The organism is Deinococcus multiflagellatus (genome assembly GCF_020166415.1).
Classification (GTDB): Bacteria; Deinococcota; Deinococci; order Deinococcales; family Deinococcaceae; genus Deinococcus; species Deinococcus multiflagellatus.
The window spans coordinates 31,360-56,078 of record NZ_JAIQXV010000024.1; the positions used below are offsets into that span (position 1 = coordinate 31,360).

General features: G+C 66.4%; 27 protein-coding genes. 6 read left to right on the forward strand and 21 right to left on the reverse strand.

The genetic code is table 11. The features are described 5' to 3' along the window. Window positions 1–66: 66 nt before the first annotated feature. Window positions 67–1,143, reverse strand: a complete 1,077-nt coding sequence (locus K7W41_RS20650) for a YibE/F family protein (RefSeq protein ID WP_224612211.1) — start codon at window positions 1,141–1,143, stop codon at window positions 67–69. 62 nt (window positions 1,144–1,205) lie between these two features. After that, window positions 1,206–2,780: an N-acetylmuramoyl-L-alanine amidase family protein gene (locus K7W41_RS20655; RefSeq protein ID WP_224612212.1), complete on the reverse strand. Its 1,575-nt coding sequence runs from the start codon at window positions 2,778–2,780 to the stop codon at window positions 1,206–1,208. 708 nt (window positions 2,781–3,488) lie between these two features. On the opposite strand from K7W41_RS20655, the gene K7W41_RS20660 reads away from it, so the two are divergent. The 5 genes from K7W41_RS20660 to K7W41_RS20680 all read left to right on the forward strand — a co-directional run bounded on the left by K7W41_RS20660 (window position 3,489) and on the right by K7W41_RS20680 (window position 7,124). After that, complete coding sequence (locus tag K7W41_RS20660; RefSeq protein WP_224612213.1) at window positions 3,489–3,986, forward strand: DUF3105 domain-containing protein; 498 nt, start codon at window positions 3,489–3,491, stop codon at window positions 3,984–3,986. Continuing rightward, a complete protein-coding gene (locus K7W41_RS20665; protein ID WP_224612214.1) occupies window positions 3,956–4,588 on the forward strand; it encodes a DUF305 domain-containing protein in 633 nt (210 codons plus the stop codon). Before K7W41_RS20660 ends, K7W41_RS20665 begins: the two co-directional genes overlap by 31 nt. A 111-nt stretch (window positions 4,589–4,699) precedes the next feature. Continuing rightward, complete coding sequence (locus tag K7W41_RS20670; RefSeq protein ID WP_224612215.1) at window positions 4,700–5,257, forward strand: TlpA family protein disulfide reductase; 558 nt, start codon at window positions 4,700–4,702, stop codon at window positions 5,255–5,257. Between the two features lie 33 nt (window positions 5,258–5,290). Further along, the gene (locus K7W41_RS20675; RefSeq protein ID WP_224612216.1) at window positions 5,291–5,971 is read left to right on the forward strand and encodes a response regulator transcription factor; all 681 of its coding nucleotides are present in this window, start codon (window positions 5,291–5,293) and stop codon (window positions 5,969–5,971) included. 22 nt (window positions 5,972–5,993) lie between these two features. Continuing rightward, window positions 5,994–7,124 (forward strand): sensor histidine kinase, encoded by a 1,131-nt coding sequence (locus K7W41_RS20680; protein WP_224612217.1) that lies wholly within the window; start codon window positions 5,994–5,996, stop codon window positions 7,122–7,124. 23 nt (window positions 7,125–7,147) lie between these two features. On the opposite strand, the gene K7W41_RS20685 is transcribed toward K7W41_RS20680, so the two are convergent. From K7W41_RS20685 to K7W41_RS20730, 10 genes are all read right to left on the reverse strand, one after another. After that, window positions 7,148–7,378: a heavy-metal-associated domain-containing protein gene (locus tag K7W41_RS20685; protein ID WP_224612218.1), complete on the reverse strand. Its 231-nt coding sequence runs from the start codon at window positions 7,376–7,378 to the stop codon at window positions 7,148–7,150. 16 nt (window positions 7,379–7,394) lie between these two features. Beyond that, window positions 7,395–8,534 carry a sulfite exporter TauE/SafE family protein gene (locus tag K7W41_RS20690; protein WP_224612219.1) on the reverse strand — a complete coding sequence of 380 codons (1,140 nt, stop codon included), beginning with the start codon at window positions 8,532–8,534 and terminating at the stop codon, window positions 7,395–7,397. Beyond that, complete coding sequence (gene lepB / locus K7W41_RS20695) at window positions 8,503–9,369, reverse strand: signal peptidase I (RefSeq protein WP_318010932.1); 867 nt, start codon at window positions 9,367–9,369, stop codon at window positions 8,503–8,505. The genes K7W41_RS20690 and lepB overlap by 32 nt, the downstream gene beginning before the upstream one ends. Window positions 9,370–9,404: 35 nt before the next feature. Then, window positions 9,405–9,926: a class I SAM-dependent methyltransferase gene (locus K7W41_RS20700; RefSeq protein WP_380058713.1), complete on the reverse strand. Its 522-nt coding sequence runs from the start codon at window positions 9,924–9,926 to the stop codon at window positions 9,405–9,407. Window positions 9,927–10,160: 234 nt separating this feature from the next. After that, a complete protein-coding gene (locus tag K7W41_RS20705) occupies window positions 10,161–10,586 on the reverse strand; it encodes a hypothetical protein (RefSeq protein WP_224612221.1) in 426 nt (141 codons plus the stop codon). A 97-nt stretch (window positions 10,587–10,683) separates the two neighbouring features. Beyond that, window positions 10,684–11,463 carry a WD40/YVTN/BNR-like repeat-containing protein gene (locus K7W41_RS20710; RefSeq protein ID WP_224612223.1) on the reverse strand — a complete coding sequence of 260 codons (780 nt, stop codon included), beginning with the start codon at window positions 11,461–11,463 and terminating at the stop codon, window positions 10,684–10,686. A 171-nt stretch (window positions 11,464–11,634) separates the two neighbouring features. Then, entirely contained in the window at window positions 11,635–12,351 is a 717-nt protein-coding gene (locus tag K7W41_RS20715; protein WP_224612224.1) for a DUF4396 domain-containing protein, read from the reverse strand. Between the two features lie 234 nt (window positions 12,352–12,585). After that, window positions 12,586–13,206, reverse strand: a complete 621-nt coding sequence (locus tag K7W41_RS20720) for a cation transporter (RefSeq protein WP_224612225.1) — start codon at window positions 13,204–13,206, stop codon at window positions 12,586–12,588. A 104-nt stretch (window positions 13,207–13,310) separates the two neighbouring features. Beyond that, a complete protein-coding gene (locus K7W41_RS20725) occupies window positions 13,311–14,132 on the reverse strand; it encodes a class I SAM-dependent methyltransferase (protein WP_224612226.1) in 822 nt (273 codons plus the stop codon). Window positions 14,133–14,134: 2 nt separating this feature from the next. Next, entirely contained in the window at window positions 14,135–15,391 is a 1,257-nt protein-coding gene (locus K7W41_RS20730) for a cytochrome P450 (RefSeq protein WP_224612227.1), read from the reverse strand. A gap of 650 nt (window positions 15,392–16,041) precedes the next feature. On the opposite strand from K7W41_RS20730, the gene K7W41_RS20735 reads away from it, so the two are divergent. Further along, on the forward strand, window positions 16,042–16,719 hold the full coding sequence (locus K7W41_RS20735; protein WP_224612228.1) for a cytochrome c biogenesis CcdA family protein: 678 nt from the start codon (window positions 16,042–16,044) through the stop codon (window positions 16,717–16,719). Window positions 16,720–17,049: 330 nt separating this feature from the next. Here the strand turns inward: K7W41_RS20735 and K7W41_RS20740 are convergent, their stop codons facing one another. The 9 genes from K7W41_RS20740 to K7W41_RS20780 all read right to left on the reverse strand — a co-directional run bounded on the left by K7W41_RS20740 (window position 17,050) and on the right by K7W41_RS20780 (window position 24,709). Further along, a complete protein-coding gene (locus K7W41_RS20740) occupies window positions 17,050–18,093 on the reverse strand; it encodes a c-type cytochrome (protein ID WP_224612229.1) in 1,044 nt (347 codons plus the stop codon). Continuing rightward, window positions 18,090–18,569, reverse strand: a complete 480-nt coding sequence (locus K7W41_RS20745; RefSeq protein ID WP_224612230.1) for a cytochrome c-type biogenesis protein — start codon at window positions 18,567–18,569, stop codon at window positions 18,090–18,092. Before K7W41_RS20745 ends, K7W41_RS20740 begins: the two co-directional genes overlap by 4 nt. 17 nt (window positions 18,570–18,586) lie before the next feature. After that, a complete protein-coding gene (locus K7W41_RS20750; protein ID WP_224612231.1) occupies window positions 18,587–19,156 on the reverse strand; it encodes a TlpA family protein disulfide reductase in 570 nt (189 codons plus the stop codon). Window positions 19,157–19,166: 10 nt separating this feature from the next. Next, window positions 19,167–21,164, reverse strand: coding sequence for a heme lyase CcmF/NrfE family subunit (locus K7W41_RS20755; protein WP_224612232.1), 1,998 nt, complete (start codon window positions 21,162–21,164; stop codon window positions 19,167–19,169). A gap of 92 nt (window positions 21,165–21,256) precedes the next feature. Next, a complete protein-coding gene (gene lspA, locus K7W41_RS20760) occupies window positions 21,257–21,793 on the reverse strand; it encodes a signal peptidase II (protein ID WP_224612234.1) in 537 nt (178 codons plus the stop codon). Beyond that, the gene (locus K7W41_RS20765; protein WP_224612236.1) at window positions 21,784–22,578 is read right to left on the reverse strand and encodes an undecaprenyl-diphosphate phosphatase; all 795 of its coding nucleotides are present in this window, start codon (window positions 22,576–22,578) and stop codon (window positions 21,784–21,786) included. Before K7W41_RS20765 ends, lspA begins: the two co-directional genes overlap by 10 nt. Before the next feature lie 58 nt (window positions 22,579–22,636). Beyond that, window positions 22,637–23,017 carry an ArsR/SmtB family transcription factor gene (locus tag K7W41_RS20770; protein ID WP_224612238.1) on the reverse strand — a complete coding sequence of 127 codons (381 nt, stop codon included), beginning with the start codon at window positions 23,015–23,017 and terminating at the stop codon, window positions 22,637–22,639. Then, window positions 23,014–23,265 (reverse strand): glutaredoxin family protein, encoded by a 252-nt coding sequence (locus tag K7W41_RS20775; RefSeq protein WP_224612240.1) that lies wholly within the window; start codon window positions 23,263–23,265, stop codon window positions 23,014–23,016. Before K7W41_RS20775 ends, K7W41_RS20770 begins: the two co-directional genes overlap by 4 nt. 79 nt (window positions 23,266–23,344) lie before the next feature. Then, entirely contained in the window at window positions 23,345–24,709 is a 1,365-nt protein-coding gene (locus K7W41_RS20780; RefSeq protein WP_224612242.1) for a cytochrome P450, read from the reverse strand. Between the last annotated feature and the right edge of the window lie 10 nt (window positions 24,710–24,719).

Here is a 24,719-nt window from a genome sequence, read left to right on the forward strand (position 1 = left end):
ACGCCTGCTCAGACGCACGGCGACGCCCGAGAGGCCACCTCTGCGCTAACTCTCCTACCGCATGGGTCAGTTGTTCTGGGCGCCTTCCAGCAGACGCTGCCGCTTGTGATGCCGCTGGCCCAGCCACCAGGCCGCCAGCGCCGTGCTGAGCGGGACCGCGAGCAGCATCATGATCAGGGCGATCAGCAACCCGGTCAGTTCCGCGAACATGGCTTCGCCATTCAGGGTGACCCACAGGGGCGTGCTCTGGTTGGCCCGCAGGAGCAGCGTCAGGGGGAGGGCGCCAGCGGCGTACCCCAGCACCAGGACCGTCACCATGCTCCCGACATGATCGCCGCCCACCTGCATGCCCAGGGCATACAACCGGCGAAAAGGCAGGCTGGGGTGGCTGTCGGCAACGGTCTCCACAACGGACGCCTGGGTGACGGTGATGTCGTTCATGGCCCCCAGGGCGGAGAGCACCACGCCAACCACATACAGGCTCAGGGCGTCGAGGCCGTACGAGTTCTGCGCGACGACCGCCGACCGGTCGGCGGTGCCGCTGAGGAAGGTCAGGTGCGTGATCCAGACGGTGAAGAAGTAGCCAGCGGTGGTGGTGGTGAAGAGGGCCGTCAACGCGGCGTGGCTTTTCCAGTTCCAGCCGTGCACGAGGTACACGCAGAGGGCGAGCACGAACGCCAGGGCGGGGAGGGTCAGGAGGGCGCTGCTCTGGCCGGACAACAGGACAGGCAGGATGAGCGTCCAGAGGGCCAGCAGGGTCAGGGCGCTGCTCAGGATCGCGCGCAGCCCTTTCCCACGGGCGACGGCCACGGCGATCACCATGACGGCCGCGAGCAGCCAGGCGAGATACGGGAAACGGACGGGGTCATGGAGGACGTATTTGTCGCCGGTGTTCCAGACGATGACCGGCTGGCCGCGCGTGTAGGTGGGGCCGTCCGCGTACGAGACGGCATTGACCAGCTCGCCGGTGGCCAAGGTCACCAGCACCTCATCCCCGCCGTACGGCTGCTCGTACGTGCCACGCAGGTACGCGCCGATCGGCTTGGGCGAGGGGGGACCCTGAACGCAGCCGGAAAGCAGCAGGGGCAGCGCGAGCAGGACAGGGAGCCACCAGTGGCGGGCCGGGCGTTGGGTCCGAGGCATAGCTTGACCCACCATATCTGCACTTCTGTACAGATAGAAGCTTGCAGCTGCGCTGTCCACCGTTACTTGCCGGCCCCCGCGACGCCGCTGGCGCTCACGCCCGTCACCAGCGCTTCCCGAACGCCCTGCGCGATACCCAGCGCCACCCGGTCCAGGTAGTTGGGATTCTGGAGGTTCAGGCCGTCCACCGGGTGACTGGTGTACCCAATCTCAATCAAGGCGGCCGGAATGCGGCTGTTGCGCAGCACCGCCAGGGCGCGGTTGTTCTTGAGCCCCTGCGAGAACGCGCCCGTGACAGCAATCACGTTGGTCTGAAGCAACGCCGCAAAGGCACTGGACAGCGGGTGGTTCGGATTCCACCACGTTTCCACGCCGTACCCCCGGAGGGCGCTGGCCGCTGGCATCGCGTTCACGTGGATGCTCAGGAACAGCTGCGTGCCGGGCGTGCCCAGGGCGGCGCGCGCCTGCAGATCCGCGGCCTTGTCCGGCAGGAGCTCCCGGTCGGTTTCCCGCGTCATGACCACCTCCACCCCGGCCGGGCGCAGCAGGTCCCGCACGCGCAGGGACACGTCCAGTGCCACCTGCTTTTCAACCACCGCGCCCACACCCCCGGGATCACGCCCGCCGTGCCCCGCGTCAATGACGACGCGCGGCTTGACCCACTGGGTGCTCAGCGCCAGGATGGCCGCGCCCCCCGAGGCGGGCAGTGCGGGTACGGCGGCCACCACGCGCTCCCTGGCGGTGAGGGGCGTCAGGTCCGCCAGGGCGGGTGAAAGGTCGATGGCCAGTCGGGACCGGTCGGACCCCGCCAGCGGCGCCACCAGTTGGGCGCGCCAGCCACTGCGCGCGGTGACCGGCGTGCCCGTGAGCAGCGTCACCGTGACCCCCTCGGGCGAGGGTTCATAGCGCCACGCCCGCACTTCAGGACTGACATTCTGAGCAGAGCGCGCCTCAGCGCTGACGCCCGTCAATTCCACCCTCAACCCAAGGCCGCTGGGCACCATGCGGTACCGCGCGCCGGGCGGCAGGTCCAGCACTACGCGGGTCAAGCCGGGATTCGTGCTGATGCGCGGCGTCGGCAGCGGGGTGCCTGTCTGAAGGCGGCCCGGCGCCTCTCCGCTCAGGGCGCTCGGCTGGCCGGGCGTCTGCCCCGGCAGGGCCGGAGGGGTGGGCGGCGGCGTGACGCCCGCCGCCGAGGAGATGACGTCGCTCGGCGTCAGGCCCGCGTCGAGCGGCGCGCTGGACGACACGGGGCGGGGCGCGGCGTTCACCGCTGGGCTTCCTGGGCGGCCCACGCTCCCTCCAGCGGATTGCGGCGCAGCCACCAACGCACCAGCGCGCAGCAGCCCCCGTAAGGAGTCCCCTGCCCCCCCGTGCAGCGTGGGGCCAAAATCCAGAATCAGGACGCGTGTGCCGCGCGCGAGGGTCGCCTCACTGGCCCGCCACCCCTCCGTCCGCGCGAGCGCAAAGGGCGTGGCCAGCCACACCTGCGTGTTTGAAGACCGGTAGGCCGTCACGCTGGGGCCCAGCGCCGGGCGAACGGCCGGCAGGACCGGCGCGCCAGACACGTCGATGCGCAGGCCATCTGCGGTGGGGGTCAACCGGTACGTCACGCCCGGCGGGAGGTCAAAGACCACGCGCGTCGCGCCGCCCTCGCTGCTGAATCTCGGGCTGCCAAAGGCGGGCGCGGGCCTGGTGTCAGCAGGCTACCCCGCAGAGGCCGGGCGTCCCGCGTCAGGTGCCGACGCGCCAAGCTGCGGTGTGGGCTTCACCGGGAGGGGCGGGGCGCCCTGAACGGGTCCCGTCTGCGCCGCGGCCTGGGCCGCGCCGAGGGCCAGCGCTGCGGTGAGCAGCAGGCTGGTGATGGCCCCGGGGCGGGGCGGTGCACTGGAGAATCGGGGCATCGTGGACCTCTGGAGGGGGTGAAGCCGAGATGGCGGGGTCACCACAGGGGGGTGAGCCTTGAGCCTTCGGCGCTGCGGCACATCCCAGGAACGCCCGGCGCGTGGCTCAGAGCACGCGGTTCGAGCGGCCCTCCCAAGCGCAGGACGCGGGCCCGGACCGCCTGGAGCACAGGGCCGCCCAGCCTGAGGACGGTGCTCATCCCCTGCCCGTGAACCGGGGGGGTGGGTGGACAGCAACGGGACACATGCATGGGCTATCTTCAGTATACCTGTACAGGCTTACAGGTAACAGGCCGAATGGGCATGGGCGGCTGCGCCCATCTTCCCCCTGGGGCCGACCGCCACGGCGGCCCAACGCTTCACCACCTGAAGGCCTGACTGTTCATGCCCGGGCCTGAGCCCGCCTCGCCGCGCCGGCCGCCTCTTGCGGAAGGAGAACCCATGACGAGAACGCTGTTGACCTTGACCGTCCTGCTCGCCTCCTGCAGTCAAGGCGAACGTGAGATCGAAGGCGTGACGTCCTTCAAGCACGACGGGGGCGACCACCAGGAAGGCCGCGTCCACTACGCCCAGCGGCCACCGGCGGGCGGCGCGCACCACCCGGCCTGGCAGAACTGCGGCGTGTACGACCGCCCCCTCTACGACGAGTACGCCGTACACAGCCTCGAACACGGCGCCGTGTGGCTCACCTACACGCCGGACCTGCCTGCCAAGCAGGTGAACGCCCTGAAACAGCTGGTGGAGGGCCGCACCCACGCCCTGCTCTCCCCACACGACACCCAGACCGCTCCAGTGGTGATCACCGCGTGGAACAAACAGCTGCACGTGCAGGACGCCACAGACGCGCGCCTGAAGCGGTTTTTGCAGAAGTACGAGCAGGGCGGGGAAGCGCCCGAGATCGGGGCCTCATGCAGCGGCGCGTACAGCGGCACGGTCTGAGCCTGTGGGCAGGCGGCGCGCTGGCCGCTGCGGTCCTCGGCGTGTTCTCCGCCGCCCTCTGGCCCCGCTCGCCCACGGAGGGCAGCGCCGACGTGACGTTCGCCCGGGACATGAGCGCGCATCACGCGCAGGCGGTGAACATGAGCGTCACCCTCTTCGACCGCGCCCGGGACCCAGCGGTCAAGCGCCTCGCGCAGGACATCCTCCTCACGCAGCAGGCGCAGATAGGCCACATGGGCGGCTGGCTGATGGCGTGGGGCCGTCCCCTCTCGGGCATCGCAGCGCCCATGGCGGGCCTGCACCGCGCGCACATGGGCCTCGCTTCCCCAGAACAGGAGCGGGCCCTGCAGAGCCTTCCGGTCGATCAGGCTGAAACGCAGTACCTGACCTTGATGCGCCGGCATCACCAGGGCGGCGTGACGATGGCGAGAGGCGCGCTGAAGCGGGTGCAGCGGCCGGAGGTGCAGGCATTCGCCCAGCGGGTGATCGTCTCACAGGCTTCAGAAGTGCGCGCCATCGAGGCCATGCTGCGAAACCGCAGGGCCGGGGGCGCGCCAACAGAAGAGCACCACACCCGTCTGGAGGGCCTGGACCATGAATGAGCACCGACAAAGCCGCTGGGAGACGCACCGGCCGGACCAACCGATGAGGCAAGGCCGTTGGAGTTGCCGGACGGGAAGTCAAGACCTTCCAGCGTCAATGGGCGAGGCGCCGTGACGCCCGACCGGCCCCCTCCCCTGTGGAAGCGCCTGCTGCCCCCCCTTCTTGCGGCCGGGCTCGCCACCAGTTTGGCCGTGGCGCTGCTGAACCCCGCCCGGAACGCCACGTCCGGTGGCCCTCTCGTGGGGCGACCGGCTCCAGACTTCACCTTGGAAAGCCTGGATGGGGTTGATGTTCGCCTCGCCGCCCTCAAAGGCCGACCGGTCGTGTTGAATTTCTGGGCGTCGTGGTGCGCGCCCTGCCGGGAGGAAGCGCCCCTGTTCCGCGAGTTGAGTGAGCGGCAAACAGCGGGCAGGGGCCTCGCCGTGATCGGGATTCTCTTTCAGGAGCCCAAAGAGGCCAACGCCCGCACGTTCATCCGTGAGTTCGCGCTGGCCTACCCCAACCTGCGGGACCCGAAATCTGCGACCGCCATCAACTATGGGGTGGCGGGCATTCCAGAAACGGTCTTCATCGATCGGCAGGGGGTCATCCAGTTCATGGACCGGGGCGGCCTCACCCGCGAGCGATTGAACATGGGCCTGGAGACCATCGGCGTGCCTGGCCTCTGAGCGGCAATCACGTCTGACATACTGCCCGTACTCATGAAAAAGGTGCTGGTGGTGGATGACGAACCGAGCGTCCGCAAGGTGGCTGCGGCGTACCTGGAACGTGAAGGATTCCAAGTCCAGATCGCCGCAGATGGTCTGGATGGTCTGCGGCAGGCCGAAGCTGGTGGGTTGGCGCTCGTGGTGCTGGACGTGATGCTGCCCCTGATGAACGGCTTGGAAGTCTGCAAACGCATTCGGGCATCTTCCAACGTGCCGGTCGTTCTGCTCACTGCCCGGGGAGAAGAGTTTGACCGGGTGCTTGGCCTGGAACTCGGCGCGGACGATTACGTGGTCAAGCCGTTCAGCCCTCGGGAACTGGTGGCCAGGGTCAAAGCCATCCTGCGCCGGAGCGCAGGTGAATCTGCTCCGCTCCCCGTCGTGTACGAGGACTTGCGAATTGATCCGGTCGCCCGTATGGCCAGCCTGGCGGGTCAAATTTTAGAGTTGAGCGCGCTGGAATTTGATCTTTTGCACGAATTGGCGAAGTTTCCCGGGCGGGTCTTTACGCGCAACGAGTTGATCACCCGCGTGTGGGGTGAGGACTTTCCGGGAGTCGACCGGGTCGTGGATGTCCATATGGTCAGCTTGCGGCGGCACCTGGGTGAATCCGGACAATCCCCCCGCTTCATCCAGGCGGTGCGGGGGGTGGGGTACCGCTTTGGCCGCGCCGGGTAGGCCAGCACGGCCAGGCGGCGGCATGGGGTTACGCGCCAAGCTGCTGGCGTCGTATCTGGCGGTGATCGCGCTGGCCGCGACCACCATGATCGTGGTCGCGGAGTTGACCGCGCCACTCTTCTACAAGGGGCACATCGAGGAGATGGTGCAGATGTTCGGCATCACTGACATTCCCGAAATGCGCCGTCAGCTCTCCCAGGGGTTCACCGGCGCGTTCGGGAGTGCGCTGGTGGTGGCGAGCACCGTGACCCTGTTCGTGGCGCTGATCGTGAGTGCCTTTGTCAGCCGTCAGATTCTGCGGTCTGTACAGCGCGTCAGTCACGCGAGCACCCGCATCGCGGCCGGGCACTACTCGGAGCGCCTGCCGGAAATGGGCCGCGATGAACTGGGAGAACTGACCAGCAGCTTCAACCGCATGGCTGAAGCGCTCGAAGCGACCGAGGCCCGCCGGCGCGAGCTGATCGGCACCGTCGCGCATGAGCTGCGTACTCCCCTGACTGGCATGCGCGGACTGACTGAGGGCCTACTCGACGGGGTGTTCCGGATCGAGGAGGCCGGGCCGGACATCATCAGGGAGATCCGGCGCCTGGAGCGGCTCACCCAGGACCTGTCACTCGTTACGCAGGCGGAGGCGGGGGTGATTCCTGTTGTGCCGGTGCCTGTGTCACTCGCCGCGCAGGCCCACACCGCCTGCACCCAGTTCGAACGGCCGTTCGCAAACAAGAACCTGACCCTCACGCTGGACGTGATTCAGGATGTTCAGGTGGTCGCCGACCCGGACCGGTTGACGCAGGTGCTGGTGAACCTGCTGTCCAACGCCCTGCGTCACACGCATCATGGCGGCGTGACTGTCTGCGTGCGCGAGGATGGAAGGTCCGGCCGGGTGGACGTGGAGGACACCGGAGAAGGCATCACCCCAGAGGATCTGCCGCACGTGTTTGAACGTTTCTACCGCTCGGACAAGTCCCGCGCGCGGGACGCGCACGAAAGCGTGGGGGCTGGTGTGGGCCTGACCGTGTCGCGGCACCTGATTGAAGCGATGGGCGGCACGGTTCGGGTGATCAGTACGCCCGGGCAAGGCACATCCTTCAGCGTGCACCTGCCGCTTGCCACGCCGAGGGACGGGGAGGTCCGACCTGCCCGTCCGGCGTGAAGTCCGGGCCTCTGTCCGGCGTTTCAATGCGGGTCACGTCCCCGCCAGGGCTGCGGTTCGTACCCCAGCGCACGCACGGCCGCCGCGATCTCCTCAGCGGTGACCTGCGCGTCGTCGTACTCGACTGTCAGGCGCTGGCGCCGGTAGTCGGCTTTCACCTGAAGCACTCCCCGGACGTCATCTTCCAAGCCTTCGAGGGTCATCACGCAGGCGGTGCAGCTCATGTCCCGCACTGTGAACTCAATTCGTGTCATGTCATGCCTCCAGAGTTTACTGGAATTGAATCTGCCCGCCGTACATGCCCATCGAGCATGCAAATTGGAGGCTCCCTGGGCCCTGAGGAGGCAGCTGCACGACCACCCGGCCTGTTTCCGGCAGGATTTCCCGCACGCCCAGCCGTGGAATGGTGAAAGCCCGCGCGCACCCGTACGAATTCTGGGTCACGAGCGTCAGGGTGACGGGTACACCCGCCTTGGCATACAGCACGTCCGGGGCGTACCCGCGGTCGATCACCTGGAGTTCAAGGGTGTCCGAGGCGGCCACCGGGCGCGTCTGCGCCGGGGCTGGCTTGGCGATCGCCTGAAGGGAACCGGAAACACCGAGCAGCGCCAGCGCGCCGGTCAGGGCGTACACGCCGAGCACCAGTGACACCCCCGCCACCAGACGCAGGAACACCCGTTCCAGCCGCTGTCCGATCTGCGTTGCGAGGTACGCCAGGGTGAAGAACAGCGGGGATGCGCCGAGGGTGAATGCGAACATCACGGTCGCGCCGCTCCAGGCGTCCCCGGTGCTGATGGCCAGCGCCATCATCGTCTGTGTCACCCCGCACGGAATCAGCACCGTCAGGGCCCCGAGGAAGGCGGGCGTGGCCGCGTCCCCGGAACGTTTCGACCGCTGGCGGATCAGGCGCGTCACTGCCCTGGGTGGCTGAATGGCGAAGAACCGGAAGACCGGGTGGACGTCCAGCAGCCGCAGGGCGTTCCCGATCATGAAGACACCCACCGCCAGCTGCAACGCGGCCTGCATGGTGGGCGTCAGCGCCAGGAACGACCCCAGCGCGCCCAGCAGGGCGCCCAGCAGCGTGTACGCGATCAGTTTGGCCAGCAGGAACACCGCGATCGGTTCAGCGCTCGCCCTGCGCTGGGCGGCCTGCCGCTGATCGTGTTCCACCCGCTGCGCGATGGACGTACTGAGCAGCCCACCCTGCACCGCCAGGCAACTCAGGCCTCCCGCGGTCAAACCAGTCACGAACGGTACAACGACATCAATCACATGAACCTCAAAGGAGACGAACGGTATGGGGAGATGGCTGGCTGTTGGCCAGCGCATGACATCAGTGCTGACGGCCGCACGTGGGAACGGCCCAGCACGCCAGGACTCACCCTCGACGGTGGCTGGCTTGCCCTGCATGGGATCCTACCCGGCCACTGTTAAGTGTCAGTAAAGCAGCCGGTTCGGGTTGCGTCCGGTTTTCGGTGAGCGCCTGACCTGTCACGGGCACGCGCAGGTGAGGCCACTGGGGCCGCGCGGCTCCGAACGTCACGATGCTCTGCGGAGGTTGAAGGAGCCGCCAGTTCCGCACGGTGGAGCCGTCCAGGGCCGCGACCCGCTTCCCGGCGCAGTCGAACTGCGCGTTCACCTTCCGGGTGACGGGCCACACGACCGCCGTGGCCCGCCCGGCAATGTCACGGAGCGGCACCGTGCCGAACAGACGTGAATCCTCCCTGCCGCTCATTGTGCGGTTGTCTCCCAGCACGAAGTACTGACCGGCCGGGACCGTCAGCGTGACCGGGTTCGCTGGCGCAGCACCGGGGGGCGTCCCGTTGGCCAGGTCGCTTTGCGTGTCCCAGCAGCCCTGTTCCTGCCAGTACGTGGTGGCCCAGCGGGAATCCAGTTTCCGGCCGTTGATGAACGTCTCCACTCCCTGGATACGCACGCGGTCTCCGGGAAGGCCGACCACCCGTTTGATCAGGGACGGCCGGCACGTCCACCAGCCCGCCGTCCTCCCTGGGCCTCTAGGTGCCGCCGCGGCAACGTCGCGGGACGGTTTGAAGACGATGATGTCCCCACGCGCGAAGGTGCCCAGGCCGGCCTTGTGCAGCCACGTTTCGTATTTAGGAATGAACACCCGCTCCCGGTCACGCAGCGTCGGCATCATGCTCAAGCCACTCACGCTGACCAGCGTCGCGATCAGCTGCGTGACAATCAGAGCCAACGCGAGGGGCCGCAGCAGATCCTTCCACAATGACCTCAACTGCCCGGCCACCCGCCTTTTCCTGGTCACGGAGCACCTGCACGAACCAGATGGGCATTCCCGGAGGCGGGGGTGGCGTGGAGGGTCACCAGAATCCCGCCCAGACGCTGTTCAAGGACTGTCACGTGAAACCCCGCATCATGCAGGAGGTCCACGGTCGGCCGGTTCGGGTGGCAGCCGATCAGGCGGTCGAACACGGGGTCGATGGTGTCCGCGACCGCCGCCAGCAAACGGTGGGGCGGACGGACGTGCTCCAGCGCCAGGAATTGCCCGCCGGGACGCAGCACGTGCTGCACTTCCGCGAAGAGTCGCGCCGGGTCCGGGATGCCGCAGCACCCGAGGGAACTGACGACCGTGTCGAAGCTGGCGTCCCCGAACGGCAGAGTCTGCACGTCGCCCTGCATCAGACGCACCGGGAACGGCACGGTCAGGAATTTGACGTGCGCATCATGCAGCATCGCGCCGCTCACGTCCATGGCCGTCAGGTGCCGGAGCGTGGCGGGGTAATGCGTGAACGTCGCGCCGGTCCCGACGGCGAGTCCCAGCACGTTCCCGCGGGCGTGGGCCAGCAGGGCCGAGCGCAGGTCGCCGAGCAGGCGGGCGGACGTCGCCTCGTCGTACCGCGCGGCCGCCCGGTCATACAGGCGCTGTACGTGAGCAGCTTTGCCATGTCACCCTCCAGGACGGCAGGTGGGCACGCTTATGGCGGCCCCGCCCATCCCCGGTGTGGAACAGCTGGCCCGGAAGACATCCCTGACCGCGGGGTTCTGGTCGAGGGTCACCTACCGTCCCGCACTCAGGAGTTCACCGGTGGTCGCGTGTACCCGCATAGTGCCGGCCTTGCTGCCCATCAGGTACTGCACCTGGAAGAAATCACCTTGACGTTCCGTGGTGGTGACGCGGATCATTCCGCTCCCGGCCTGTCCCCGCAGGTAAGCTCGGGCGACCGCTTCCACGGCAGTCTGCGAGCGCCCGGCTGGGGCGCTGGGGCGCTCGCCCATCATGGGCGTGCCGCCGGAGTTGCCCATGCCCTGCATCATGGACATGCCTCCAGCACCTCCCATGCGCTGCATCATCTGCATGCACTGTTTCATCATGGTGTCCATGCCACCGCCCTGCCCCATCGCGGGAGGCGTGGAGGGTCGGGGGGTGCCCTGGGCGAACGCGGTGGTCAGGACCAACATGGTGGTCAGGAAAACGCTTTTCATAGGAACCTCTCGTGGCCGGGTGAATGCTCGGTGTCTGTACCGTACCCGGCGTTCGTTCAGCGACGATAAAGCGGCAACGGCGCTGCTCAGCGCAGCGTCAGTGTTCCGTGCGGTGCACCGCTCCCTGACCATCCACCCAGACCGCCTGGTCGGGTCGTCTGGGGTTCACCGCCAGCAGAATGGCCAGGTCGTCCGCGACGCGCGCCCAGGCGGCGCTCTGCTGCCGCCACACACCCGTCTTACCGCCAACCCACAGGGCACCATCAGCAGCTACAGTGACGGCCAGCGGCTGCTCCGGGGTGCGCAGGGCGGTGAAGGTCTGACCGCCGTTCCTGGACTGCCACAGGCCGCGACTGGCCGTCAGGGCGTACAGGTTGCCTTTCGCACCCGCAGCGATGCCCGTCACCCCTGGCGGAAGGTGACGCGCTGAGAGCCGCTTCCAGGTGCGGCCCCCGTCGGCGCTGCCGTGCAGCCCGGTCGCAGCTTCCCACGCGTAGTGCCTCCTGGCGTTGCTGGGGTCCACCGCGTACCCGTGCAGGTCAGTGCCACCCAGCCCCTTGGCGGTCCGGGCGGTCCAGCGCTTCCCGTCGGGTGAGGTGGCGTACACGTCGTGCCCCGCCAGGACGATCTGATCGCCGGCCAGCTGGAGGTTCATGGCGTCGAAGTTTGGCTTATCCAGCAGCGGCTTCCAGGTGACGCCCCGGTCGGAGCTGACCTGCACGCCGTCATGGTGCCCGAACAGCAGCCGGCCGTCCGGCAGCCACAGCAGGGCGTGCGCGTCACGCGCGCGGAGTTGACCGACCGCGTTGCTATCGCTTCCATGCGCGCCGGCCATGGTGACGGCCAGCGCCGCGAGCAGGGTGAGGGTTCTTTTCACGGGCCTATGGTGTCAGCCCTCTGTTCAGTTTCAATAAACGCCGCCCCTCACGCTGGAGGTGGGCGAGGAAGTGTCCTTGTGGAGAGGCGGTGCCTGGTGCTGCACTGAATGACGTGATTCAGGCGCAGCTCGCATGCTGGGCTGCGCCTGAATGGCCGTTTTCTGCTGGGTTCAGCGGTGTCGGGGTTGAACGGCGGGCTGCAATTCAGGTCCGGAGTTCAGCGTTGTGCCGGCTGATTTGGGGGTGAGCCACGCGGCGACAGGCAGGGCGGTGAGCATGCCCAGCAGCATGCCGATCTGCATCTGCGCGGTGAACACCACGTCCGTGATGGGCTGCATCAGGCTGTTGCCGTGCAGGTACAGCATCCAACCGACCATGCCGACATCAAAGGCAAGCACCGTCACGAGGGCACCGAGGAACAGCGCGGCTGGGCGGGCTGCCCGCTGACGGGAGGCGGCAAGCACTTCGAACCAGAGCAGCAGGAGCGTAGCGACGATCAGGATGAACAATGCCACCGCCCACAACGCTTCGCCAGCGATGGTCCATCCAGCGCTGAAGACCAGGGGCACGCCGATCAAGTGGGCGACGGTCGAGGCCGCTGCTCCTGGCAGCAGGGCCATCAGGAGCCAAGTCATCCGGCTTGCGCGCCCGGCAGTGTTGTTCTGACCATGTGCACGGCCCCAGCGGGCATACAGCAGGAGCGTGAGCGGGCCTAAAAATAACGCGCTGACCGGCCAGACAGTCTTCATGGCAAGCACCTGCTGATGCTGCCGGCGGCCGTAGATGTCGTACGCCAGAATGACCGCAGATACGATGCAAGCGATCAGGTAACTCCAAGCTGCGGGTGCCCACCAGGCGGGTAGCGCGCTCATCATCTCCATGTCCATAGGTGCCTCGCTTTCTGTCTCTGAGTTGGTGGCAGGAATTTTCCTGAGGTGACGCTCCGCGGAAGGGCACCAGGGTTGACAACCCGAGCGCGCCCTTCCTGTCGTGAACAGTAGCGGCCGTGTGTTCAGCTTCGATAAAAGCGGTCAGCGGCCCAGGGCACGGATGCCCTGGGCCGCTGGATTGAAACAAGGTGGCTCACGGCCAGGTAACGCTGCGCTGCGTTCACATCAGAGTCAATGGGTTCCGGAGGGTGCCTTTTCCCGGGCCTCCGCCGCTTCAGCGAGGATTTCCCGGCCACCATTGGCGGCGATGGCCGACACCAGCAGGCCGAGAATCAGGTCCGGCAGGTTGGAGTCCAACCACATGACCAGCGCGCCGGACAGCACGATGGCCAGGTTCACGAGGGAGTCGTTGCTGGTGAAAATAGCGGACGCCTTGAAATTGACATCCTCGCCCTGATGGCGCTTGAGGAGGTGCAGGCAAACCAGGTTCAGCCCGGCGTTGACTGCGGCCATAGCCATCATTGCGGGGCCTATGGGCTCTTCACCACCGAAGAACCGGCGCAGTACCTCCGCGAGCAGCAGCACGCTCAACCCAATCAGGAGCCAGCCGGACAGGCGCGCAGCCCGTACCTTGATGGCTGCGGAGCGGCCCACCGCGTACAGGCTGACGCCGTACACCGAAGCGTCTGCCAGATTGTCGAGGGCTGCTCCAATCACGGCGGTCGAGGAAGCCCAGAGGCCGACCGCAACGCCGGCCAAGCACTGCGCGAGGTTGATCAGCAGCACCAGCCACAGGATTCGGCGGTCAGCCGCCTGGTTGGCGTCGAGGTTATGTTCGTCGTTGTCACTCATGCAAATTCACCTACTTGTCAGAACAGCCATTCGCTGCGAGTGCGCGGGACGTTTCAGGGCTCTCCCTGACGCACGCCGAGATCAGTGGAAATGTGGTGCGCCGTCTATGACAGGCGGTACCGCAGCAGCTGGTGGAACTCGCGTAGCGTGGGAATCCGCCTCACGGTCCGCCAGGCGAGCCGCTCCAGGGAGCGTAAGCGGGCGAACCCCGGAAGGTCTAGCAGGCCCACATGCTCCAGGAGTGTCATGTGCGGTGCCCACGCCATCAGTTGACGGGGATCGCGCAGACTCCACCGCAACCGCGCTCCTGAAGCCCGTAAGGCAGGGTGCCACGCGCCCAGACGCGTACCCAGCGGACTTAGAGCATCCAACAGCAGCTCACCCGAGGAAAACGTCTCGCTGAGCCGTATGACCAGCTGACGGACGTCCGCCTCCGGTAGGTACATCAGGAGGCCTTCGGCGACGATCAGCGTTGGGAGGTCCGTCGGAACCTGTGCCAGCCACTGCCCATTGGTCACAGGTGCTCCGATCATTTGGTACCCGGGTCCTTCTGTGCGGGGGTACACCGCACGGCGGAGCGCGATGACTTCCGGCAGATCCAGGTCAAACCAGCGCACCTGAGGCGACGGACGAACGCGGTCAATCCGGCCGTCCAGTCCGCACCCCAGGTGGAGGACGGTGGCCGCTGGCTGCCGCATGAGAAATGCGGTGGTCCACTGGTCCAGTTGCCGGGCGCGCAACGCCAGGCCGAATGCGTCACCGCGCAGCACCGGGAGCGTGGGAACGGTCCGCCCCAGGCCGCGCAGCACCTGCGCGGCCGTCTCATCGGGCAGTATCGGATCTGACCACGCGTCCTGGCGGGCCTTGGCCACCAACGGAATGAGGAGGGTTTCCTGCTCTGGGGTGAGCGCAACGGAGCCGTTCACGATCAACCTGCCGCGAGGGCGCTGCGCCGAACATCATGCACCACAAAGCGGCTGGCCGGTCGTGCTGGAAAGCGCCTGAGGCTCATACGGAGATCCTGCGGCGGTACTGTGTACTTCACTTCCTCGGTGAGGAAGTGAAGGGCCTCCTGCATTAGCGCTGTGGTGATCCACTCTCCAGCGCAGCGGTGCCCCTGAAAGTGATCTCCACCGCCCTGCGGAATGAAGTTGTGCGCGCTGCCGTTCCACTCCCGGAAGCGCTCCGGGCGGAACGTTTCGGGGTCACCCCAGACGCGACGGTCGTGGTTGGTGCCGTACAGGTCGAGCAGGGTCCGCTGTCCCCGCGTGAACTTATGGCCACGCCATTCGAAGTCCTGGCGGACCTTCGCCGCGGCAAAGGGGAAGAAGGGATAAAACCGCCGCACCTCCTGAACGAAGTGCTCTCGCGCCGCCTGACCGCCCTCAGTTAGCTGCCGAGCTGCGTTTGGAAAGTCATGAAGGGCAAGCGCCGCGAAGACCACGTACAGCGCGACGGCCACGGTGGGCCTCAGGACATTGAGCAACTCCACAGCGGCGACATGCTCGTCCAGCAGCGCGCCCGACACGTCCCGGTGATGCGCGATGACGTGCAGCGCGCTGATCTGGTCGGGTTTGAGCTTCCCCGCGCGGACTTGAGCGATCAACCCTGCCGCCCAGCGTTCCGCACGCGCGCGCCCCACCCGTCCTCGCCAGTGCCGGACGCCCACCGCACCAGCGCTGTCAATCATGGCAGCGAAATCCGCTGTCCGCAGGGAGACTTCGCCAGCCCGCAGCGGCACGCCCGCCCAGCGACATACGGCGCGGCACAGCAGTTCCTGCACCTCATCGAGCAGCACAACCTGAGATTGCGTCTCCCACTTCACTGCCGCAGCATGCCACTGGGCCGTAGTGAAGTTCTTCAGGTCACGCAGGCGTTCAGAGGTCATCAACGACATGAACATCTGCTTGCGTACCCGGTGTGCTTCCCCATCCATTCCCTGCACGCCGCCCTCACCCAGCAAGGTTTTCTGTGCGCGGGCCGGGGCTGCACCGCGCCGCTCAAAGCGGTACGGATCATAAAACAGCTGTGCTGCTTGCTCGCCGTGGAGGCACGTCAGAGGCATCAGCAGCAACCGGGTCTTAAACACGTCGGTGTGGTCCCGCTCGCTGCGGCGAAGGATAAAAGCGTAGCCGTCCCGCAGGAATGCCAGCGTGCTGTCGTGCAACCGGTTCCGGACCGTCATGTGAACCTCCTGCTTGCCGGGAAGGGAATGGTGAGTTCGCTGGAAGTGAGGCGAATGTCGTGCAGAGACGGCTCAGCATCACATTCGCCGTCTCGGACGCCATCCAAATAGCTTCCGGAGTGAAGATTCGGGAGGTACCTGATCCAGAGCGGCTGCCCCCTGCTGCATCCATTGTCACAGGTCATCCTGACCTGAGATTCATGAAGGTCTGGGAAGTGTTGACGGCGTGACCGCCCCGGTAGGACAACGTCGGTTCCTGACCCCACGGGGCATCTGGCGCTTCACTTGTTGTCCTGCGCAGCGTCTGACTGATGAAGTTCATCGTTGTCGGCGTATCAAGCAAAGGGTTCAGGACGCCTTGCAGTTGGTGGGCACCATCGGTACGGCCCATGCGTTTCGCGAAGGAACGCCGTGGGGTGACGGAGGTGGGGCTCGTCATGCCTCACAATACCTGTACGAATGTACAGCTATCAAGCACAACAGGAACTGCAGGCAAACATGAACTTTCGCAGCGGAACATGGTCTCGTGCGCGGAGGCCCATTCGCATACGGCTGTGCTGCGGCGCAGACCCCAATTGGACCTACCGGCCGGGTGACCTGCTGATTGTGGAAGCGCGATCTCAGCAACAAGGTTGCCTGTGGAGGCAGCCGTGACGCCTACCTTCACCCTGGCCTTCTTGGCGGGGCTCTTGTCGTGTTTATCTCCCTGTGTCCTGCCGCTGCTGCCGTCGTACGTTGGTGTTCTGGGAGGCGCACGCTCACCGCTGAAACGCGCACTGGGATTTATTGCGGGCTTCACGCTGGTGTTCCTCGCGCTTGGAGCAACCGCCAGCACCTTGGGTGCCTACCTCGCACCCCATAAAATAGTGCTGGGACGTGCAGGGGGCGTGGTCATGATTGTGTTTGGCTTATTCATGCTCGGTCTGGTTCGTCTTCCTCTGCTTGAGCGGGACTACCGCAGTGGCCTGGCACCAGGCAAGACGTCTGGTCCGCTGATCCTTGGCGTGGCATTCGGGTTCGGGTGGAGTCCCTGCATTGGCCCAGTCCTGGGAAGCGTACTGGGCCTCGCAGCCAGCAGTGCCAGTTTATCAACCGGCGTGACGCTGCTCGGTGCCTACAGCCTTGGTCTAGCGGTGCCATTCATCTTGATTGCCTTGCTGTGGCAACGGGTAAATCTACGTGCCCTACAGCGCTATAGCGTAGGAGTAGAACGCGTGGGGGGTGTCATTCTGGTGGCCACGGGCTTCCTTATGGTCAGTGATCAGTTCACCCGCCTTGCCAGCCTGACCTTGCAGCTCATGCCCTCATGGCTGCAAGGTCGACTCTAAACCCTTGTCCTCCCTGGCGTCCTGATTCAGACTCGGACGGAACAGTTATTGTGGCGCCAGGAGAACCGTGTGCTGGCCTATACCCGGCAGGGGACCCTGCATGTGATCCGTCGTATGAAGATCTTCCGCGTGTTGAAGGGCGTGTACAGACATCGGCGGCGCCGGTTTGCGCTCCGAGTTCAGCTCATCGCAGCTCTATGCAATCTCACCTAGGCCCGCTAATCATGACTTTCGCAAGAGGTCTACTGACCCTCGCATCTACGTGTTGAGAGAATCAACACGTGCGTAGGTCCGAACGATGGAGGACCTTGGTGGATGGGAAGTCTGTACTTACGGCCTTTCCCGCTGCCAGCGCTCCAGCAGCTCCAGCAGGGCATTCAGCTCAGCGGACTTCAGGTCAGGGTAGGCGGGCATCACGCCCTTGCCGTTTACGATCACGCTCCGCAGCGCCGCTCGCGTCAGGGTAGAGGCGCGCAGGCTGGGTCCGAGCGCGCCGCCCGCGCCGTTTGGGCCGTGGCAGCTCGCGCAGCTCGCAGCGTAGACCCGCAGGCCGGGATCGTCCTCATTCTGGCGGGCGCGAAGGGAAGTGATCATCTCGTCGGCGTCTCTTCCCTTCGGATCGAGGGTGCGGTAGCGCTCCAGGGCTGCCAGCGCGTTGCGGTCCTGTCCGAAGCGCGCGAGCGCAAAGCCCAACAGCAGTTGAGACTCCGGCTCACTCGGCGCGAGCTGCGCGGCGGTGCGGATAAGGAGGAACGCCTGACGCGCCTCCTCCGGCTTCGCGGGCTGCCCGGACGAGTCGGGGCGCGTCAGCAGCAGGATGCCCAGCCGCCGCAGCGCCTCGGGCTGGCGGGCGTCGAGCTTCAGGGCGCTCCCATACGCCTGCACCGCCTGGTCGTACTGCCCGGAGTCGAAGGCCGCCTTGCCCCACGCGAGGTACCCGGCCTGATTGCCCGAGGCTTCGGCCCGGCGGCGCAACTCCGGCAGTGCGAGAACGTTCCGGACATCCTCGGCCTCTCCGGCGGAGAGCGAGGCGAGCTGCCAGCGCGGCACGAAGGTCAAGCCCCCGGCCACCGTGAGGGCCACAGCGAGGCCCGCCCCCGCGAGCGCGAACGGACGCACCCGCCCCCCAATGCGGGGAGCGGGCGGCAGGGCGTCGAGCGCCCGCAGGGTCAGGGCTGCGCGGCGTTCCAGGTCAGGGCGGCGCGTCTCGTCCTCCAGCGCCGCAAGTTCACCGTAGAGGCGGTCTCGCTCGGCCTCTAGCCGCGACCGCTCGGCAGCGTCGGGATCTGCCGCTGCGTCGGCCCGCATCGGCTCCAGCACGAGAAAGAGGGAGACGAGGACGACCAGGACCAGCAGTGCCACGCTCAGGGTCACGCGTGGCTCTCCGTGTCTTGCTCCCTGCACTGCCTCGCTGATGGGCGCGTCTCGCGCCGCACTTTGGCCAGAAAGGAGTCGAATGGTTCATCAGAGTTCGGTGTGGCGGCGGCTGGAGTAGATTCATTTGCCTGACGTCTACGCCGCAGGACCTTCCACAGCACTGCGCCACCCGCTGCCAGTGCCGCAGGTGGCGTGCCCCACAGCAGCAGGTTCCTTCCCTCCTTGGGCGGGTCGAGCAGCACAAAGTTTCCGTAGCGCGCAGTGAAGTAAGCGTAAATCTCACGGTTGCTGTGCCCCGCCGCTATCTGCTTGCGTACCTCGCGCAGCATCTGCACACTCAGGTCGTTGGTACTCTCAGTGATAGGCAGGCCAGTGCAGATCGGGCAGCGCAGATTATTGCCCAAGGCATTGGCGCGTGCCTTTTGCGCTGGGGTGATGGCGAGGGCGCCGGAGAGGAGCAGGCTGCAAGCCACGAGCCACGCACCGGGTCTCACAGTCCAGTCACCCCGATCTTTTCGAGGCCTATGTTGAGTCGCTCGCGGTTTAAGCCGCCCCGGTCCGCATGCTGAATGGTGCCCTGGCGATCAATAAAAAAGGTCTCTGGAATACCTGCGACGCCGTAGTTGATCGCGGTATCCGACTTGAGATCGCGCAGACTGGGATACGCGAGCGCGAACTCGCGGATAAAGTCGCGGGCGTTTTGCTCCTGGGTTTCCTGAAACAGGATACCCACGACGGCCAAGCCCTGGCCTGGGCCCTGCCGCTCGCTGAGATCGCGGAAGAGGGGCGCTTCCTCGCGGCATGGGCTGCACCACGAAGCCCAGAAATTCAGAACGACGGGACGGCCCTTCAGGGAGGCCAGGCTCACTTTGGTGCCGTCCAGACCTTCAAGGGTAAAGGCGGGAGCAGGCTTGCCGACGAGCGGCCCGCCTGTGGTCGCGTTGCGCGACGGACTGAGCAGCGCCGCGCCCAGCACACCGACCAGCGAGGCCGCGATCAGAGGAGGTAAGAGCCGCCTCCATAACGGAGCAGGATTGGGGAGGGGAGAAGTGTTGGTCATGGTTGTTCTCTCAGTCCGTGGCCGGAGCCGCCCGCGGCGCAGAAACGCGCACAGCGGCCCGGCGGGGAGAAACGAGGGTCAAGCCAGCGCCCAGCACCATGATGAGGGTGCCCCACCAGATCCAAGAGACGAGGGGACTCTCGATCAGGCGCACGCTGGCCCAGCGGCCCCCCGGATCAAAGGTGGTCACGACAAGGTAAGTGTCGCTCAGTACGCCGTACCGCACAGCGGGAGAGGCAAAGGCGGTATTGCCGCCCTGGAGGTAGGTGTTCAGCCGGGCCTCGAAGGGCCGCCCGTCAATCTGTACGCGCGCGATGGTGGACCGCCCGTAGAGTTTGGTGTCTGTTCGTATGGCCTCCAGCGCCAGGGTCTCGTGCAGCAGGCGGGTGGGCGCGGCTCCCACGTTCAGTGTGGTCTGGGCGTCCTGGCGGTAGGCCCCCGAGAACGCCAGCCCCAGCGCCATCACGACCAGGCCGATATGCGCGAGATACGCGCCGTAGCGCCGGGGCTGCTCGGCGACGAGGGCAGGAAAGCCCCCGCCACGCCCCGCCTGCCGCCGTTCCCGTAAGGCCCGCGCAGTCAGAACGCTCAGCCCCACGAGGTTGTATGCCCCAAGGGCCACGGTGCCCAGCACGCCCCAGCCACGCAGGCCAAAGGCAAACGCCATGAGCGCCGCTCCCAGCCCCGAGAGCAGCAGTGGCCACAGCGCCCGCCACAGGGTTTGCCCCTCCGCTCGCCGCCACGGGAGCAGCGGCCCCACGCCCATGAGCAGCAGCAGGCCCAGCCCCAGCGGAATCGCAAAGGCGTTGTAGAAGGCTGGACCCACGGACGCGTCGCGCCGTCCCTGCACGGCTTCGACGAGGGTGGGAAAGAGGGTGCCGACCAGCACCATCACCGCGAACACCAGAAACAGCCAGTTTCCGGCCAGGAACGCACCCTCACGGCTGAGGGGCGCGGGAGCCTCGGCCTCGTCGCGCAGGTGGGGGGCGCGCCACGCTGCCAGCCCGACGCCAAGGACGAGCAGAAAGGCCAGAAAGCCCAGAAACACCGGTCCCACCGGCCCGCCCGCAAAGGCGTGGACGCTCTGCACGATCCCCGAGCGGTTCAGGAAGGTGCCCAGCACCGTGGACGCATAGGCCAGCACGATCAGCCACACGTTCCACGCGCGCATCAGTCCCCGCCGCTCCTGAATCTGGATGGAGTGCAGGAAAGCCGTGGTGAGCAGCCAGGGAATAAAGGAGGCGTTTTCCACCGGGTCCCAGGCCCAGTAGCCGCCCCAGCCCAGCGTTTCGTAGCTCCACCAGCCGCCCGCCACGATGGCCGCCGTCAGCAAGGCCCAGGCGATCAGCGTCCAGCGCCGCGTCACCACGACCCAGTGGTCAGACAGTCGCCCTGTCACGAGCGCCGCTACCGCGTAGGCGAAGGGCACGCTCAGGCCCACGAAGCCCAGGTACAGCAGCACCGGGTGAACGGCCATCATCCAGTGGTTTTGCAGCGCGGGGTTGGGACCGCGCCCGTCCGCAGGAAGCTGCGCGAGCGGCGTGAAGGGACTGGCGACCGAGGCGCACACGCCCACGAAAAACAGCAGGCTGAGAAACATGGTACCCAGCGCCCAGGGCCGCAGGGCGTCGCGGCGCAGGGTCAGGCTCAGGAGAAAGGCGTACCCGGCGAGCAGCCAGGCCCACAGCAGGATGCTGCCCTCCAGCGCGCCCCACAGGGCCGTGACCTTGACCCAGGTGGGCGAGGCCCGCATGGAATGCTCGGCCACGTAGCGCACCGAAAAGTCGTCGCGCAGCAGGGCGACCATCAGGGTCAGGACGCTCAGGGAGGCCAGGGCGAACACCGCCCAGACCGCCCGCCGCGCCGCCTCGGTGGCCCGCGCGTCGCCCCGGACGCCCCCCAGGAACGCCAGCCAGGTGCCCAGCAGCGTAAAGGCGAGCGCGCCCAGCAGACCGAGCTGGCCCAGCGCTCCCAGGGCGCTTGAGGAAAAGGAGATCAGGTTAAGCATGGGCCGGCCCTCATTGGTGGATGCTCAGGATTCAGTTCACACCGTACTTTCAGTCTTCAGCGTGGCTTTTGATCATCACGTGCGTCTCCTGCTTAAGGGGAACGGTGACGTGAGGTGGATGGAGATGAAGCGGACTTGCGGCGAAAGCTGATGAGCATGACCAACGCGGTCCCCGACACCACCCAAATGTCTGCCAGATTGAAGATGGGGAAATTGCCCTGCCCGAACAGGCGCGTGACCGCTGAGAACGTGTGGGACGACAACGTGTCCACGACCTTCCCCAGACGCCAACCGTCCAGTGCATTGCTGAGTGCTCCCCCTGCAATCAGGGTGAGGGCCACGCCCGTCAGAGGCGGAACGGGGCGGCGCAGAAGGTACACAACCAGTGCAGTCCCCACCACCACGCGGAGCGCGGCAAGCGGAAGGGCTGCACCCGAAAAGAGGCTCCACGCCGCACCCGTGTTGTACACGAGTCCCAAGCTGAGCACGCCCGGGATAAAATCGCGAAATTCCCCCTCTGCGAACGTTTGTACCGTCCAGAGCTTGAGCGCCTGATCCAGCAGGATGCACAGCAAGACGCCCAGAAGATATGCCGGGCGACGAAAGCGCGCGGACGATTTCAGCGCCATAACGCCCACCCTAGAATGGCGATGCCCGCTACGATACGGTACACCGCAAAGCCTCGGAAGTCGTGCCGTGAGACGTACCGCAACAACCATCCCATCACGATAAGCGCGGTGGCAAACGACACCCCCAGTCCGACGAACAATGGACCAAACTGTGTGCTGTCCAGCGCCTCACGCCCTTTGACCAGGGCATACAAGGTGGCCAGACCGAGGGTCGGAATGGACAGATAGAACGAGAACGCGGTGGCGGTGGGCCGGTCGAGTCCCGTCAGCAGACCGCCGATAATGCTGGAGGCGCTCCGAGACACACCTGGAACTAGCGCGAGACACTGCGCACATCCGACCAGCAGCGCTTGGCGGGGGGTGACCTGAGTCAGTGTGGTGGTCCGTGCTGTAAAGGCCCGGCCCTCAATCCACCACAACACGACACCACCGACCATCAAGGAAACGGCCACGGTCACGGGAGAGAACAGGTAACGCGTGATCGCATCGCTGAACAACAAGCCCAGCACCGCAGCGGGCACAAAGGCCAGGGCAATGCCCAGCCATAGACGGCGCGCATCCGCACTGGTGGGTAGTGCGCGCGCTTGGTCCAACAGGTCGCGGGCGTAATACACAATGACGGCAAGCACCGCGCCCAGCTGAATCACGATCTCGAACGTGCCTCCTGCATCCCGAAAATTCAGTAGATCTGCAGCGACAATGAGGTGCCCCGTGGAGGACACAGGTAAAAACTCGGTGATGCCCTCGACGAGTCCCAGGAGGGCGGCGGCAATGAAATCGTTCAAGAGAAGGGTCCTTGGGGAAAGAGCGAGGGCGGAACGGGGGTCTGGTGTACCCCTTTCCTCACATGGCTTCGGCGTGCTCCAGCATGTCCGCGATAAGCCGCGTGACGTGGGTGCTCGCCAGTCGGTAGTAGGCGATGCGGCCCACTTTCTTGAAGGTCACCAGGCCCAGGGCGCGCAGGTGCCGCAGCTGGTGGCTCATGGTGGACTCGTTGATGCCCGCGATTACGGCCAGATCGCACACGCACAGCTCTTCGAGCGCGAGGGCGGAGAGGATGCGCAGCCGTGTGGGGTCCGACACCACCTTGGTGAGGGTGGTGGCGCGTTCAATCAGCGCGTCGCTTGGCAGTTGCGCCAGGGCCCGCGCGACCGCGTCCGGGTGAACGCAGTGAATTTCGCAGTCCGCAGCGCGCTCGGTCTTCACATCAGGTGTGGTGGTCATACGTCATTGTCTCGCAGGGCGGCCTCCAGTAAGGGGCGTTGATCGTCAAAGGTGCCGTAGAAGGCCTGGTCACCGATCACCGTGACGGGCGCGATGCGGACCTTCGCCTTGGCCTGCATCTCGGCCAGGGCTGCCGGGTCCTCACGGACGTTCTTCTCGGTGTAGGGCACCTGACGCGCCGCGAGGAAGCGTTTGATCGCTTCGCAGGACGCGCAGCCAGGCACGGTGTAGACGGTCACGTGCTTCATGGGGAACCTCCAGGTCGGCGGAGCGGGAGGACCGGGTCTTCCCGCTGCATCGGGGCGGTAATCAAATTCGGGGGCACAGTCAGGGTGTTTCCTGTCTGGCGTGCAGCCGTACGCGCAGGCCGCCTTTAGGCCGCAGCGTCAGAGAGGGATCGGGCACCACGCGGCTCGGCTCCGGTACCTCAATGCGAAACCGTCCGGCAACTGTCGCGAGGACGAGCGCCGCCTCCATCAGGGCAAAGTTGTTCCCGATGCACAGTCGGGGTCCGCCTCCAAAGGGAAAGTACGCGTACCGGGGCAACCCGGCCTCGAATTCAGGAGTCCAGCGCTCCGGGCGGAAGGCGAGGGGGTCCGGGTAGAACTGCGCTTCCCGGTGCATCACCCACGGGCTGATGCCGACCTCTGCGCCCGCCGGAATCAGGATGTCGTCGCAAAGCCAGTCCGCCAGCGGTTCGCGCGACAACCACCAGACGGGCGGGTACAGCCGCAGGACTTCCTTCACCACCTGGCCGGTGTAGGTGAGGTGCGCCAGGTCCTGTGGGGTGGGAAGGCGGCCGCTCAGCACGGCGCGGAGTTCCGTATGCAGCTTCGCTTCCACTTCCGGGTGCTGACTCAGCAGGAAAAAGGCCCAGGTCAGGGCGTTGGCGGTGGTCTCATGACCCGCGAGGAACAGCGTCACGAGTTCGTCGCGCAGTTGCGCGTCGGTCATGCCGGTGCCGTCCTCGTCCCGGGCGTCCAGGAACATGGAGAGCAGGTCGCCGTGGTCGCGGCCCTCCGCGCGGCGTTCGGCCACCAGGGCGAGCATCAGGGCGTCCAGTTCCTGCACCGCCCGGCGCAATCGCCCTTCGCCGGGCACGGGAAGGTGCACGGGCAGGCGCTCCATCAGGGCGCGCACGGCGCTCGTCATCTGATGCCCGTACTCGTCGAGCAGGGTGTTCACCGCGCGACCCACGTGCTGCGCTCGGGGGTCACCATGCAGGTCAACGTCAAACACGGTTTGCGTGATGATCTCCATGGTGAGGTGCATCATCGCTTCGCTGAGGTTGAGTTCCTGCCCGTCACGCCATCCGCTGCCCATGCGGTCGGCGAAGCGCACCATACTCTCGCCGTACGACGCGATGCGGGCGCGGTGGAAGGCGGGCTGGGCCAGGCGGCGCTGCCGCAACCAGAAGTCGCCTTCGCTCGTCACGAGGCCGTTGCCCAGCACCAGCCGCATGAGCGGGTGACGCTGGTATCCCTTCTGAAAGGCGCGGCCGGTGTTGAGCAGCACCGCCTCGACCTGCGCGGGGTCCGTGACGATGTACGTGTCGCGCTCCGCTTCAACGCGCACCTTCACGCCGCAGCCGTACTCGCGGGTGACGCGTTCCAGGAAGCCCAGGGGGTCACGGCCGAAGTCGAGGAGGTTCCCGAGGACAGGCAGGGGGGCGGGACCGGCAGAGGTGGGCATGTCGTCTCCG